The sequence below is a fragment of the Effusibacillus sp. SKA8 genome (assembly GCF_058273125.1).
This window is the reverse complement of the sequence record NZ_JBZCSF010000002.1, coordinates 26,903-41,804: the sequence shown is the minus strand read 5'-3', so window position 1 is coordinate 41,804 and position 14,902 is coordinate 26,903. Positions and strand designations below refer to the sequence as shown.

At 54.0% G+C, this 14,902-nt stretch carries 10 protein-coding genes; 9 read left to right on the top strand and 1 reads right to left on the bottom strand.

The annotated features are described in order from the left end of the window. The first annotated feature begins 58 nt into the window (after positions 1-58). From AC4ED1_RS02425 to AC4ED1_RS02405, 5 genes are all read left to right on the top strand, one after another. Positions 59-3,502: a pyruvate carboxylase gene (locus AC4ED1_RS02425; protein WP_490935816.1), complete on the top strand. Its 3,444-nt coding sequence runs from the start codon at positions 59-61 to the stop codon at positions 3,500-3,502. 286 nt (positions 3,503-3,788) lie between these two features. Next, positions 3,789-6,179 carry a 3-hydroxyacyl-CoA dehydrogenase/enoyl-CoA hydratase family protein gene (locus AC4ED1_RS02420; protein WP_490935815.1) on the top strand — a complete coding sequence of 797 codons (2,391 nt, stop codon included), beginning with the start codon at positions 3,789-3,791 and terminating at the stop codon, positions 6,177-6,179. Positions 6,180-6,298: 119 nt separating this feature from the next. Continuing rightward, on the top strand, positions 6,299-7,474 hold the full coding sequence (locus AC4ED1_RS02415; protein ID WP_490935814.1) for an acetyl-CoA C-acetyltransferase: 1,176 nt from the start codon (positions 6,299-6,301) through the stop codon (positions 7,472-7,474). Positions 7,475-7,490: 16 nt separating this feature from the next. Beyond that, positions 7,491-9,263, top strand: coding sequence for an acyl-CoA dehydrogenase FadE (locus AC4ED1_RS02410; RefSeq protein WP_490935813.1), 1,773 nt, complete (start codon positions 7,491-7,493; stop codon positions 9,261-9,263). A 90-nt stretch (positions 9,264-9,353) separates the two neighbouring features. Next, positions 9,354-9,836: a hypothetical protein gene (locus AC4ED1_RS02405; protein ID WP_490935812.1), complete on the top strand. Its 483-nt coding sequence runs from the start codon at positions 9,354-9,356 to the stop codon at positions 9,834-9,836. A gap of 24 nt (positions 9,837-9,860) precedes the next feature. On the opposite strand, the gene menA is transcribed toward AC4ED1_RS02405, so the two are convergent. Beyond that, a complete protein-coding gene (gene menA, locus AC4ED1_RS02400) occupies positions 9,861-10,766 on the bottom strand; it encodes a 1,4-dihydroxy-2-naphthoate octaprenyltransferase (protein ID WP_490935811.1) in 906 nt (301 codons plus the stop codon). 265 nt (positions 10,767-11,031) lie between these two features. Here menA and AC4ED1_RS02395 point away from each other — a divergent pair, with 265 nt between their 5' ends. From AC4ED1_RS02395 to AC4ED1_RS02380, 4 genes are all read left to right on the top strand, one after another. Further along, positions 11,032-12,219 (top strand): ABC transporter substrate-binding protein, encoded by a 1,188-nt coding sequence (locus AC4ED1_RS02395; protein WP_490935810.1) that lies wholly within the window; start codon positions 11,032-11,034, stop codon positions 12,217-12,219. Positions 12,220-12,282: 63 nt separating this feature from the next. Next, positions 12,283-13,185: a branched-chain amino acid ABC transporter permease gene (locus AC4ED1_RS02390; RefSeq protein ID WP_490935809.1), complete on the top strand. Its 903-nt coding sequence runs from the start codon at positions 12,283-12,285 to the stop codon at positions 13,183-13,185. A 9-nt stretch (positions 13,186-13,194) separates the two neighbouring features. Then, positions 13,195-14,151: a branched-chain amino acid ABC transporter permease gene (locus AC4ED1_RS02385; RefSeq protein ID WP_490935808.1), complete on the top strand. Its 957-nt coding sequence runs from the start codon at positions 13,195-13,197 to the stop codon at positions 14,149-14,151. After that, positions 14,129-14,902, top strand: coding sequence for an ABC transporter ATP-binding protein (locus AC4ED1_RS02380; RefSeq protein ID WP_490935807.1), 774 nt, complete (start codon positions 14,129-14,131; stop codon positions 14,900-14,902). Before AC4ED1_RS02385 ends, AC4ED1_RS02380 begins: the two co-directional genes overlap by 23 nt.

The following is a 14,902-nucleotide window of genomic DNA, read 5'->3' as shown; positions in this document are numbered from 1 at the left end:
CAAAAGTAAGATAAGATAACACATGGGTGTGAAAAATTGTCTATGGGAGGCTGCATGAATGACCGCAAGCACTTTCAACAAGATTTTGGTTGCAAACCGCGGGGAAATTGCCATTCGCATTCTCCGCACCTGCACGGAATTGGGAATTCGAACCGTCGCGATTTACTCGAAAGAGGACAGCCTGTCCCTTCACCGCTACAAGGCGGACGAGGCGTATCTGGTCGGTGAGGACAAAGGACCGGTGGAAGCGTACCTCGACATTGAGGGAATTATTGAAATTGCAAAACGCAATGACTGCGATGCCATTCACCCGGGGTACGGGTTTCTTTCAGAGAACGCCGATTTTGCCCGCGCGTGCGAACAAAGCGGGATTGTCTTTATCGGTCCGGACCCTGAACATCTGGAAATGTTTGGAGATAAAGTGTCCGCCCGACGGGTGGCGATTGAAGCGGGAGTGCCTGTGATTCCGGGGACGGAGGAACCGGTCCGATCGCTTGACGAAGCGCGGGCCTTTGCGGAGGAGCATGGGTTTCCGTTGATCGTCAAAGCGGTTTCCGGCGGCGGCGGACGCGGAATGCGCGTCGTTCGGGACGGCAAGGATCTGGAGGAGGCGTTTGCGCGGGCGAGTTCCGAGGCCAAAGCGTCGTTCGGCAACGGAAGCGTGTACCTGGAAAAATTTCTGGAAAAGCCAAAGCATATCGAAGTTCAGATTCTCGGCGACAAAGCGGGCAATATCGTGCATTTGTTCGAACGCGACTGTTCCATTCAGCGCCGGCACCAGAAAGTGGTGGAAGTTGCGCCGTCGATGCTGGACGAAGGCTTGCGCTCAGCGATTTGTGATGCGGCCGTGCGGCTGATGCGCAAAGTCGGTTACAAGAATGCGGGAACGGTCGAGTTTTTGTTAACCCCCGACAGACAGTTTTATTTTATTGAAGTGAACCCGCGTATCCAGGTCGAGCATACGATTACGGAGTTGATCACGGGAATTGATCTGGTGCGGTCGCAAATTCTGGTTGCGGCAGGGCATTTGCTTTCATCTCCCGAGATCGGCATCCCCTCCCAGCAGTCTGTCACGCGGCGTGGTTACGCCATTCAATGCCGGGTTACGACGGAAGATCCGGAGAATAATTTTATGCCGGATACGGGCCGGATTCTTGCCTATCGTTCGGCAGCCGGGTTTGGTATCAGGCTGGATGGCGGGAACGGATACAGCGGGGCGCGGATTTTGCCGTATTACGATTCGATGTTGGTTAAAGTTTCCAGTTGGGCGCTCGATTTTAAAAGCGCGGCGGCGAAAATGCTGCGTTCGTTGATGGAGTTTCGCATCCGTGGCGTGAAAACCAATCTGCAGTTCCTGGAAAACGTGGTGTCACATCCCGATTTTCTGACGGGTGAGTACGACACTTCCTTTATCGAAAGCCGGCCGGAGCTGTTCAATTTCAAAAAACGGCTTGACCGCGGAACGAAACTGTTGAGCTTTATCGCCAAATCGACAGTCAATCCGGGGCCGGGCATGACAAAAAAAGAGAAAAAGCCCGCTTTGCGGACTCCGGTCATTCCCAAATTCCCCTTTGATCAAGCCACGCCTGAGGGAACCAAGCAAATTCTGGATCAACTGGGACCGGACGGACTTTCCAGGTGGGTATTGGAACAAAAACGATTGCTGGTTACCGACACGACGTTCCGCGACGCACACCAGTCATTATTTGCCACTCGGGCACGCACATACGATTTTCTGCAGATTGCGGAAGCCACCGCGAAAATCGGGGCCGGCCTGTTTTCGTTGGAAATGTGGGGCGGCGCCACATTTGACGTGGCGATGCGTTTCTTAAAAGAAGATCCCTGGGAAAGGCTGGACAAGCTGCGTGCGAAAATCCCGAATCTGCTGTTCCAGATGCTGATTCGCGGGTCGAATGCGGTTGGATACAGCAACTATCCTGACAATGTAGTGCAGAAATTCATTGAGGAAGCGGCCAAGTCGGGAATTGACGTCTTCCGTATTTTTGACAGCTTAAACTGGCTGCCGGGCATGCAGGTGGCAATTGATACGGTTCGCTCGACCGGCAAGGTGGCGGAAGCCGCGATCTGTTATACGGGCGACATTCTCGATCCGAAACGGGATAAGTACAGTTTGCAGTACTATATTGATCTGGCGAAGCAATTGGAAAAAGCGGGGGCCAACATCCTCGGCATCAAGGACATGGCGGGGCTGCTCAAGCCGTATGCCGCCTATCGGCTGGTGAAAGCGTTGAAGCAGGAGATCGGGATTCCGATCCATCTGCACACCCACGATACAAGCGGAAACGGCGGTGCGACTCTGCTGATGGCGTCCGAGGCGGGAGTCGATATTGTGGATTGCGCGATCAGTTCCATGTCCGGTTTGACCTCGCAACCCAGTCTCAATGCGCTGGTGGCGGCGCTTGACCGGACTGAACGGGCGACCGGCCTGATGTTTGAGGACTTGCAGCAGTTGAGCGATTACTGGGAAGTGGTGCGCGAGTATTATCGGCCGTTTGAACGGGGATTGGCGGCAAGCACCGCTGATGTATACATGCACGAGATGCCGGGCGGCCAATACACGAACCTCCGGCAGCAGGCGGAATCGCTTGGTCTTGGCGAACGCTGGCCGGAAGTAAAGAAAGCATATGCGGAAGTCAACCGGATTTTGGGCGATATTGTGAAAGTTACCCCTTCTTCCAAGATGGTGGGCGATTTTGCCTTGTTTATGGTGCAAAACAATCTGACGGAGGAAGACCTCTACAAGCGCGGCGATGTACTGGATTTCCCGGCCTCTGTTGTGGACTTCTTCATGGGGTATATGGGACAGCCGCCGGGCGGTTTTCCGAAACGACTGCAGCAAATTGTGCTGAAGGGAAGGGAGCCGCTTGCCGGCCGGCCGGGCGAAATGCTGCCGCCGGTTGATTTTGACGAATTGCGCAAGACGCTTGCCGAAAAAGTGGGCCATCCGCTTAAAGACCGCGATCTCGTGTCCTACGCGCTGTATCCGCAGGTGTTTCTTGAGATGATGGCTCATTTTGACGAATATCATCAGGTCACCGTACTTGATACGCCGACATTTTTCTACGGAATGTATCCTGGCGAGGAAATCAGGGTCGACATTGAATCCGGAAAAACGCTGATCATCAAGTTGATCTCTGTCGGACCGGTTGGACCTGACGGGCTCCGGACCGTTTATTTTGAATTAAACGGCCAGCCGCGCGAAGTCACAGTGCGTGACGAGTCAATCCAAGCGGCGCCCGCTGCACGGAGGAAAGCCGATCAGAATAACGTGAAAGAGATCGGCGCGGTGATGTCGGGGAAAGTTGTAAAAGTGCTGGTTGAACAGGGCGACAAAGTCAAGAAAGGCGAACATTTAATCATTACAGAAGCAATGAAAATGGAAACGCATGTGCAGTCGCCGGTTGACGGATATGTCAAGGAGATTCTCGTAAAAGAAGGAGAAGGAATCCTGACAGGTGATTTGCTGATTGTACTGGAATAACCCGAAAGAAACACATGGACGGCATCTCCGGAGCGGGTTGCAAGTTCTTCCGCCCTGGGAGCCCCGCCGCTCATGTGTTTCTTTTTTTAAAAAACAATTCATACTTTCAGTATTTACTGACAACAAGGGATGTGTTATGATATGAATGACCGTTCAGTCAAAAAGTTATCCTCCCAACCGTTCGGTTGGATACAGGGGGGTATAAAGCCCAGTCTTGCTCCATACACATGAAGCGATACGCTGAGAAGCGCACTCACGCGGGGAGAGTCGAGAAGGAGGTTTGGGGATGGAATTTCAGATTAAGAAAGCGGCGGTTATCGGAGCGGGTGTGATGGGGTCCGGGATAGCGGCGCATCTGGCCAATGTGGGAATTCCCTGCTATCTATTGGATATTGTTCCCAATGAGCTGACCGAGGAAGAGGCGCGAACTGGGCTGACATTGGAACATCCGCTGGTTCGCAACCGTCTTGCGCTTCGGGCGAAAGAAGGATTGCGGAAAGCAAAGCCTGCTTCGCTGTATGTTCCGGAGAACGCGGAACTTATCACTCCCGGCAACATTGAGGACGACTTGTCAGTTCTGTCGGAAGTGGACTGGATCATCGAAGTCGTCGTCGAGAATCTGGCCGTAAAACAGCAGTTGTTCGCGAAAATCGAGCAAGTATGGAAACCGGGAATCATTGTCTCCACAAACACATCGGGCGTTTCCGTCAACCGCATGTCGGAGGGGAGGAGTCTTGAATTCCGCCGACATTTTATCGGCACCCACTTTTTCAACCCGGTGCGCTACATGAAACTGCTTGAAGTGATTCCCTGCAGCGATACAATGCCGGAATTGGTGCGATTCATGGCGGAATTTGGTGAACGCGTTCTCGGAAAAGGCGTTGTTGTCTGCAAAGACACCGTCAATTTTATCGCAAACCGGATCGGTACCTACGGGCTCATGGTAACGGTGCAAGAGATGCTGGAAAAGGGCCTTGGGATTGACGAGGTCGACGCGATCACGGGACCCGCGATGGGCCGCCCCAAGTCTGCAACCTTCCGAACGCTCGATCTAGTCGGTCTTGATACCTTTGTGCATGTAGCCAACAACGTCCACGCAAATGTGATGGATCCGCATGAAAAAGCCACATTCGTCGTTCCCGATTTCATGCGGGAGATGGTTAAGCGCGGCTGGCTCGGAGAAAAGAGCAAACAAGGTTTTTACGTAAAACAAGGCAAGGAGATCCTCGTTCTTGATTATAACACCTTGGAATACCGCCCAAAAGCGAAACCGAACTTCGCTTCGTTGGAAGCGGCAAAAATGCAGAGCGGCCTCCGCGACAAACTGTGTACTCTCGTCTACGGGCATGACAAAGCGAGCCTGTTTGCCTGGGGAGTTTTAAAACGGGTACTGCTCTACACGGCGGAACGGATCGCCGAGATCGCCGACGACATTGTCAGTGTCGACAAAGCGATGAAGTGGGGCTTCAACTGGCAAATGGGGCCGTTTGAAACTTGGGATGCGATCGGTCTTGAAAAATCGGTCGCCCGCATGAAGGAAGAAGGGGAGCCAATTCCCGCATGGGTGGAAGAGATGCTCGCTTCCGGCAAAACGTCTTTTTACAGCAAGGATGCCGGCGTGAAGTTTTTCTATACTTTGAAGGGCGACTACAAAGGGATCGAAGAAAAGAAAGAAATCATCGACCTGAAAGCGTTGAAAGAGCAGGGGAAAACCATCAAGTCCAACCCGGGGGCTTCTTTGATCGACATCGGCGACGGAATTGCCTGCCTCGAATTCCATTCGCCCAATCAGGCGATCGGCACTGACATCACGCTGATGATCCATCAGGCCTGCGATGAAGTGGCGCAAAACTGGCGGGGGTTGGTGATCGGCAACCAGGCGAAGAATTTTTGCGTCGGAGCCAACCTGATGATGCTCCTGCTGGAAGCGCAGGAAGAGAATTGGGACGACATCAACTGGACCGTCAAACAATTTCAGGACACGCTGATGCGTCTGAAATACCTCGACAAACCGGTTGTGGCTGCACCTTTTGGCATGACGCTCGGGGGGGGAATCGAGGTCTGTTTCCCTGCCGACCGCATCCGGGCGGCGGCGGAGAGCTACATCGGTCTGGTGGAAGTGGGTGTCGGCCTGCTTCCGGGCGGCGGCGGCAACAAAGAATTGCTGCTTCGCAACATTGAAGCCGTTCAGGACCAAAAAGAAGTCGACCTGCAGCCGTTGGTCAACAAAACGTTCGAGACGATCGCCATGGCGAAGGTGTCGACTTCCGGCCACGATGCGAAAAAATTGGGGTATCTGCGGCGGGAAGACGGCGTGACGGTCAACACCGACCATTTGATTTACGACGCGAAACAAACGGCGCTTGCGTTGGCCGACGCCGGTTACAGAGCGCCGCGCAAGAAGAGTATCCGGGTGGTGGGGGAACCCGGATACGCGGTGATGAAGATCGGCGCTTGGACGATGAAACAATCCGGTTACATCTCCGAGCACGATCTGAAGATCGCGGAGAAAATCGCTTTTGTGTTGGCGGGCGGCCGGGTGCCGGCAAATACGTGGGTGACCGAAGAATACTTGCTTGATCTCGAACGGGAAGCGTTTTTGAGTTTGTGCGGAGAACCGAAGACGCAGGAACGGATGCAGCACATGCTGAGCAAAGGCAAACCTTTGCGCAACTAGCGTTGAAACGGCAGTGCCGGTGCGTCGTTTGAACCGGTTTATTGAGCCTTTGCGAAAGTAATCTTGGTAAGCTTCAGTGTAGGACTTCACTTTCGTGGGCAATTTCGGGAGGGAACGGAATGAGAGAAGCGGTAATTGTTGCGGGTGTCCGGACCGCGGTCGGCAAAGCGCCCAAAGGTTCGCTTCGACAAATGCGTCCGGAAGATCTGGGCGGCATGGTGGTCGGGGAACTGGTTCGCCGCACCCCGGGCCTGGACCCCGCGGAAATCGAAGATGTGATCATCGGGTGCGCGATGCCCGAAGGCGAACAAGGCATGAACCTCGGACGCATTGTGGCGCAGCGGGCCGGACTGCCAAATCCGGTATCCGGCATGACGGTGAACCGCTTTTGTTCGTCAGGGCTGCAGGCGATTGCGCTGGCTGCCCAGCAAATCATGATCGGGCAGGCGGAAGTGATCGTGGCCGGCGGCGTCGAAAGCATGAGCCACGTGCCGATGACCGGCTACAAGCTGGCGCCGAATCCGTGGCTTGCGGAACACAAGCCGGAGATCTACATGTCGATGGGGCATACCGCCGAGCAAGTGGCGAGGCGCTTCAACGTAACCCGGGAAGACCAGGACGCGTTTGCGGTTCGTTCTCACCAGCGGGCGGCGGCTGCGATCCGGGACGGATTGTTCAAAGACGAGATCATCCCGGTCAAGGTGCGGATCAAATCGTTCGAAGACGGAAAGGTTGCGGTAAAAGAGTTCATCTTCGACACCGATGAAGGAGTTCGCCCTGAGACAACCATGGACACGCTTGCCAAGCTGAAGCCCGTTTTTCACGTGCAGGGGTCCGTCACGGCGGGGAATTCTTCCCAGACGTCCGACGGTGCGGCGGCCGTAATGGTGATGTCGGCCGAAAAAGCGGTCTCGCTTGGCCTGAAACCGCTGGCGGTGTTCCGTTCCTTTGCGGTCGGCGGGGTCGACCCGGACATCATGGGCGTGGGGCCGATTGCCGCGATTCCGAAAGCGTTGAAGCTGGCGGGGATTTCGAAAGAGGATGTCGATCTGTTTGAAATCAACGAAGCGTTTGCTTCGCAGGCGGTTTACGTCATCCGCCATCTGGAATTGGATGTGGAGAAAGTGAACGTCAACGGCGGAGCGATTGCGCTTGGGCATCCGCTCGGATGCACCGGAACGAAGCTAACCGTGTCCCTGATCAACGAATTGCGCCGCCGGGGCGGCAGATACGGGGTTGTGTCGATGTGCATCGGCGGCGGAATGGGCGCTGCAGGCGTATTCGAAATCGTGTAAAGGAGGGGTCATTATCATGACAACCAAAAACAGAATCAAGGGCGGCAGTTTCATCATCGAACAAACGAACGCAAACGACGTGTTCACACCGGAAGATTTCAGCGACGAACAGAAAATGATCGCGAAAACCACGGCGGATTTTATCGCGGGGGAAGTCGCACCGCACCGGGAAAAACTTGAACAATTGGACCTTGAATTGACGGTCAAACTTCTGAAGAAAGCGGGGGAACTGGGGCTTTTGGGCGCTGACGTGCCGGAGGAGTACGGCGGACTCAGCCTCGACAAAATCTCCTCCAGCCTGATCACCGAAAACTTTGTCCGCGCCGGTTCGTTTGCCCTTTCCCATGGCGCCCATGTCGGGATTGGGTCGTTGCCGATCGTCTATTTCGGCACGAAGGAACAAAAAGCGAAGTACCTTCCGAAATTGGCGACCGGGGAATGGATTGCCGCTTACGCGTTGACCGAGCCGGGTTCCGGCTCTGACGCGCTGGCCGCCAAAACCACCGCCAGACTGTCCGCAGACGGCAGCCATTACATTTTGAACGGCACCAAGCAATTCATTACAAATGCCGGTTTTGCCGATGTGTTCGTGGTATACGCGAAGATTGACGGCGAGAAGTTCTCCGCTTTTATCGTGGAGAGGACGTTTCCGGGGGTGTCCACCGGCGTCGAGGAGAAGAAAATGGGGATCAAAGGTTCTTCCACCCGCCAATTGATGCTGGAAGACGTCCGGGTGCCGGTTGAGAACCTGTTGGGGGAAGCAGGCCGCGGGCACGTTATCGCTTTCAACATTCTGAACCTCGGACGTTACAAGCTGGGCAACGGGTGTGTCGGTTCCTGCAAGCAGGCGATCGAACTGTCTGCGCAATATGCCAACGAACGCCGACAGTTCGGCCGTCCCATCTCTTCGTTTCCGTTGATTGGCGCAAAATTGGCCGACATGAACATCAAAACCTACGTGCTGGAATCGCTGATCTATCGCATCGGCGGGCTTTATGAAGACGCGTTTGCCGATTTTGCCGATCCCGACGATAAAGGGCGAACCGCAGCGAAACTGATCGAGGAGTACGCAATCGAATGTTCGATCGCCAAGGTGTTTGGCTCCGAGGCGCTGGACAGCGTTGTGGATGAGGGTGTTCAGATCCACGGCGGCGCCGGCTTCATTCAGGAGTATCCGATTGAGCAGATGTACCGGGATTCGAGAATCAACCGGATTTTTGAAGGGACGAACGAAATCAACCGCCTGTTGATTCCCGGCCAGTTGCTCCGAAAAGCGATGAAGGGCGACATTCCGTTGCTGCAGGCCGCCCAAAAACTGCAGTCGGAACTGATGAGCCTGACGCCGCAGATGCCGGACGAATCTCCGCTTGGAGCGGAAGAATTGATGCTGGAACAGGCCCGCAAAGCGTTTCTCATGGTGGGAGGGCTGGCGGTTCAGAAGTATCAGCAAAAGATCGAGCAAGAGCAGGAAATCCTTGCTAATTTGGCGGATATGATGATTGAAATTTACGTGATCGAATCGGCGTTGCTTCGCGCCAAAAAGGCGCTTGCCAAAGATGCGGAAGCGGCGCGGCTGAAGGTGGCCATGACCCGCGTTTACACCAACGAAGCGTTTGGGCGGATCGAGGGGCTGGGCCGCGAAACCCTGGCGGCTATGGAAGAAGGCGACATGCTGCGGACCCAGTTGGCGATTTTCAAGAAACTCGTCCGTTACAACCCGGTCAACACGGTGGCGCTGAAGCGCGAGATTGCGGCGAAGGTGATCGAAGCCGAAAAATATGTGAACTGACGGGGCAGGAATCGGAAAGAACGCCGGCGAATAATAATCATACCCGAAATCATACCCGAAAAAATTCGTTTCGTTCGTGGTGATCTTTCCATGTTGCCGATCCTGCTGTTGGTCGCAATCGTTTTGATGATCGTATCGATGACGGTGACGTTCATCCAGATGCGATCTGAAGGGAAAAACGGAATAACCAAAATCTGGATTGTCCAGTCTTGTTTCTCCGTAGTCACCGTGCTGGGCACCGCGTATGTGGTGCTGGGGGAAGCAGAGACGCAGGCGGCCGCCGAAGGGCGGTCTTCCGAGGGTGCGCCGAAGCAGTCGGCGGAAGCCCCTTCGCAACAACCGCCGGATGGTGAATCCAAAGCGCCGGACAAGGAACTTTCCATGCAAGGGCGGGAACGCCAACCGCAGTTGCCGAAAGCTGTGCCGCCAAACGGGCAAACGGTGTACAACGGACAATCCTATCAATATTTGGTCGAAGTGCTGGAACTGTTGAAAAAAGGCGAGCCGATTCCTGAACAGTACTTGTCGTTGCTGTCGGAACCGGATCGCAAAAAGCTGCAAAAAAACCGCTGAATCCTTCAGCGGTTTTCCAAATTTTTACGTTAACAGCACCGAACTGAACAGCCCCAGCGTATAAGCCATTCCATACAGAAGATGCAGCAACACGGCGAGTCCCAGTACCAGATTCATTTCGAGCGGGGTTGTGCTTTGCCAGGTCCGGCGAATGACCGTGATGGCCAGCGGGAGAGACAAGAGGCTAATCAGGGAGAGTGTGGGCAGCATGCCGGTGGCCACCAGTATTGTCTGAATCACATACGCCAGCGCGACGAGTGCGGCCAATACCTGTTTGGCCCCTTTTTCGGAGAGCAGGTTGGCCCATGTGGTCTTGCCCGTTGCCGGGTCGAGTTCCCTGTCCCGCAAATTGTTGGCGTGAAGGATGACGGTTGCCAATAGACCGACGGGCACGGCCCCCAAAAACACGGTCCAGCGGAGCATTCCCACCTGCACGAAGTAAGTGGCCAGCACCAACAGTGGCCCCATTGTCAACAGAACGACCAATTCACCCAGCGCGCGGTACGCGAACGGAAACGGCCCGCCTGTATAAAAATATCCGAGAAAAAATCCGAGTAATCCGAACCCCAATACCGCGTTGCCAACCTTAGCCGCCAGATAAAGGCCGATCCCGCCGGCAAGGGCAAAACAGACAATGCCGCCCCGGTACATTTGGGCGGCAGTCAGCCATCCTTGTTGGATAACGCTTTGCGACAGCGAACCGGGTCGGTCCACGCCGGATCTGTAATCGAAGTAATCGTTAAACAAGTTCGTCCCGGCTTGGATCAGCATACTGCCAAGCAAAGCCAGCAAAAACGGGATGCTTTGGAAGGCACGATCCATTACGGCAAAAGCGCCCCCCAACATGACGGGAATCAAACTCGCGGTCATCGAAGGGAAACGAACCGCCTGAAACCAGACCTGAAACCGATTGACCTGTCGATTCTCCAAAACCAGACATCCTTTCCAAGCCGTCCTAACCCCATCATACTATGTACAATCTCCTCATACAATTCTCTTTTTTGAATTTTAAACCGATCAGTTTCCTTTATGAGCAATCGTAAGATTTAAAGTGAATTTTGACTCTAAATTCTAATAATAGAAAAAAATAAAAGGTGATTGTTTTTCGCCGATCATGTACTATGAATCCTAGGATAATTGAGATTTTTACTGGCAGGATCAGAGAAAGACCAAACGATGAAAGGGGTAGTCAAATTTGAAGAAAAAATGGATTGCTGCAACAGCCATTATGACCCTGGCGCTCGGCACGCTTACAGGGTGTGGCAACAAGCCGGCGGCAAATAACACGAACGGGGGAGCCGCCACCGGGGACACCATCAAAATCGGCGCCAATCTGGAATTGACCGGTGACGTGGCGTCCTACGGTTCTTCCGCCCGCGACGGAGCGAAACTCGCCGTCAAGCAAATCAACGAGGCAGGCGGAGTGTTGGGGAAAAAGTTGGAATTGATTGAAGCGGACAACGCTTCCAAGGACGAGGAATCGATCCGCGCCGCGCAAAAACTGCTTTCACAAAATGTGGTTGCGATCGTTGGGGCGGCGACCTCCGGTAAGTCGGTTGCCATGATTCCGGAAGTAACCGCGAAAAAGGTGCCGTTCATTTCGCCGTCGGGTACTGCCGAAAAAGTTACGGTTGACGAAAGAAGCGGCAAGGTCAACGAATTCGCTTTCCGCGCCTGCTTCATCGACCCGTTCCAAGGCACTGTGGCGGCCAAATTCGCGTCAAACGACCTGAAAGCGAAAACTGCGGCGATTTACGTTGACTCTTCCAACGATTATTCCAAAGGTTTGGCGAAATCTTTTAAAGAACAGTTCACCAAAAACGGCGGCCAGATTGTGGCGGAAGAGAACTACCAGAAACGTGACACCGACTTCAAAGCGGTATTGACCCGCATGAAAGACAAGAATCCGGATGTGGTCTATGTGCCGGGTTACTATGAAGAAGTGGGCAAGATTGTCAAGCAAGGCCGTGAATTGGGAATCAAGGTGCCGTTCCTTGGCGGCGACGGCTGGGACAGCCCGGAACTGGGCAAAATTGCGGGCAACGACAACCTGAACAACACTTTCTTTACCAATCACTATGCGGCAGACGACAAAACGCCTGAAGTGCAGTCGTTTGTTGAAGCGTTTAAGAAGGAGTACAACAAGACGCCGGATGGATTCGCAATTCTCGGCTACGACAGCGTGAAGCTGATTGCGGAAGCGATCAAGAAAGCGAACAGCACGGATCCCGTCAAGATCAAGGATGCGTTGGCTTCGATCAAGGATTACAAAGGCGCTTCCGGTGTAATCACCTTTGACGAGAAACATAATCCTGTCAAATCCGCCGTTATTATCGAAATGAAGGACGGCAAGCAAACGTTCAAAACGAAGGTCAATCCTTAGGAGGAAGGCGGGGGACCCTGTGTCCCCCGTTTATACTGACAAGAAAGAGGGGTAGGGGCCCGTATGGACTACGTTGTCCAGCAGCTCATCAACGGAATATCGGTCGGTAGCATCTACGCTCTCATCGCACTTGGATACACGATGGTATACGGAATCATCAAGCTGATCAACTTTGCCCACGGCGACGTGTTCATGGTCGGGGCGTTTGTCGGGCTGTTCACCGTACAGGCGCTTGAGGCGGAAGGGATGCAAAGCAAAATCGGGATTTTTCTGATCGCCTTGCTGGTGGCGATGGCGGCAAGCGCCGTGCTGGGGGTCGTAATCGAACGCACCGCTTATAAACCGCTGCGAAATGCAACCCGCATTGCCGCTTTGATTACCGCCATCGGCGTCTCCTTCCTGCTTGAATACAGCGGCGTCTTTTTCGTGGGGCCGCAGGTCAAAGGGTTCCCGGAAATCATCGAAAAAACGAAGTACAATATTTGGGGGATTCAGATTGACTCCAACCAAATCATGATTTTGTTGGTTACAATCGGTTTGATGTTGATTTTGCAATTCATTGTTCACCGGACGAAAATCGGGAAGGCCATGCGTGCGGTGTCTTACGATCTGGAAGCGGCCCGCCTGATGGGAATCAACGTCGACACGACGATTTCCGCAACCTTTGCGATTGGCTCCGCGCTGGCGGCGGCAGCCGGCGTGATTTTTGGCATGACCTACAACTCGGTCGACCCGTTCATGGGCGTGATCCCCGGCCTAAAAGCGTTTATCGCGGCAGTTCTCGGCGGAATCGGCATCATTCCGGGGGCGATGGTCGGCGGCTTGTTGCTGGGTGTGATCGAGACCGGAGTGTCTTCCTTCGGATATTCGTTGTGGCGTGACGGAGTGGCGTTTGCCATCCTGATATTGATCCTGATCTTTAAACCTTCCGGCTTGTTTGGCAAAAATGTTCGCGAGAAAGTGTAGGTGGCACCCGTGCGCGTACAAAACAAGAGTTTCTGGATCGGAATCGTTGTCAGTATCCTGATTTACGCGTTGTGCCAGGTGTTGCTGCAAACCGGCGTACTGAGTGATCAAACCGAAACGACATTGATATTGATTTGCATCAATATCATCCTGGGGGTCTCCCTGAACCTGATCAACGGGTTCACCGGGCAGTTCTCCATCGGACACGCCGGCTTTATGTCGATCGGGGCTTACATCTCGGCGATTCTGACATTGGACTATCGTATGCCGTTCGTAGCGGCTTTGATTCTTGGCGGGCTGGCGGCCGCGACGGCAGGTCTGGTGATCGGGATTCCGTCGCTGCGCTTAAAAGGCGACTACCTTGCGATTGCCACTCTCGGTTTCGGTGAAATCATCCGGATTGTCTGGATCAACACCGAGTACGTCGGCGGCGCGGCCGGTTTGAGCGGCATCCCGAAAGAAACCGATTGGACCTGGGTCTTTGTCTGGACGCTTGTTACGGTTGTTGTCATCAATAACTTTGTCAATTCCACCCACGGACGGGCTTGTATCTCCGTCCGCGAGAACGAGATTGCGGCCGAGGCGATGGGGATCAATACCACGAAGTACAAAGTGATGGCGTTTGTGATTGGCGCCTTTTTTGCCGGTGTGGCGGGCGGACTGTCCGCTCATATGTTCTACATTATCACCCCGGGTAGTTTCAATTTTATCAAGTCGTTTGAAATCCTCGTGATTGTCGTACTCGGGGGATTGGGCAGCACATCGGGGGCGATTGTCGGCGCGATTGTGCTGACGATGTTGTTCACCCTGCTGGCGGATTACCCGGAACTCCGGATGATCATCTATTCGGCGCTGCTGATTCTGATCATGATCTTCCGGCCGAGCGGAATCATGGGAACGCGCGAGTTCTCGTTCAGCTTTCTGACAAAGCGGAGGGATCACCATGACACAACCACTTCTGCTTGATGTTCAACAGGTGAGCCGTTCCTTCGGAGGGTTAAAAGCGGTATCCGATGTTTCAATGCAAATCCGCAAAGGGGAACTGGTCGGGTTGATCGGGCCGAACGGCGCCGGCAAAACGACGGTATTCAATCTTTTGACCGGCGTATATGAGCCTTCGGAAGGGAAAATCATCCTGAACGGCGAGTCTGTCGGAGGACTCAAGCCTTACCAAATCACCCAAAGGGGAATTGCCCGGACTTTCCAGAACATCCGTCTGTTCGGCGATCTGTCGGTCATAGACAATGTCAAGGTCGCCTATCACCAACATGCGAAACATTCCGTTTTCTCGTCCATTTTGCGGCTGCCGGCCCATTTCAAAGGCGAAGCGGAGATTGCCGAAAAGGCGCTCGAGTTTTTGAAGATCTTCAAGTTGGACGGCAAAAAAGACGAGCTTGCGAAAAACTTGCCATACGGGGAACAGCGCCGGCTGGAGATTGCCCGCGCATTGGCCGCGCGGCCGAAACTGCTGCTGCTGGACGAACCGGCTGCCGGCATGAACCCGCAGGAAACCCAGAATTTGATGAATTTGATCCGCTGGATCCAGCAGGAGTTCGATCTGACGATTCTGCTGATCGAACATGACATGTCGCTGGTGATGGGAGTTTGCGAACGGATTTATGTGTTGGACCGCGGGCTGTTGATCGCCCACGGAACGCCGGCCGAAATCAAGTCCGATCCGAAAGTGATTGAAGCGTACCTGGGACAGGAGGTGTAG

What these genes read in the sequence shown, in the direction of transcription:
- AC4ED1_RS02425 (WP_490935816.1), top strand. Translation starts at nt 59, where the DNA reads ATGACCGCAAGCACTTTCAACAAGATTTTGGTTGCAAACCGCGGGGAA.
- AC4ED1_RS02420 (WP_490935815.1), top strand. Translation starts at nt 3,789, where the DNA reads ATGGAATTTCAGATTAAGAAAGCGGCGGTTATCGGAGCGGGTGTGATG.
- AC4ED1_RS02415 (WP_490935814.1), top strand. Translation starts at nt 6,299, where the DNA reads ATGAGAGAAGCGGTAATTGTTGCGGGTGTCCGGACCGCGGTCGGCAAA.
- AC4ED1_RS02410 (WP_490935813.1), top strand. Translation starts at nt 7,491, where the DNA reads ATGACAACCAAAAACAGAATCAAGGGCGGCAGTTTCATCATCGAACAA.
- AC4ED1_RS02405 (WP_490935812.1), top strand. Translation starts at nt 9,354, where the DNA reads ATGTTGCCGATCCTGCTGTTGGTCGCAATCGTTTTGATGATCGTATCG.
- AC4ED1_RS02390 (WP_490935809.1), top strand. Translation starts at nt 12,283, where the DNA reads ATGGACTACGTTGTCCAGCAGCTCATCAACGGAATATCGGTCGGTAGC.
- AC4ED1_RS02380 (WP_490935807.1), top strand. Translation starts at nt 14,129, where the DNA reads ATGACACAACCACTTCTGCTTGATGTTCAACAGGTGAGCCGTTCCTTC.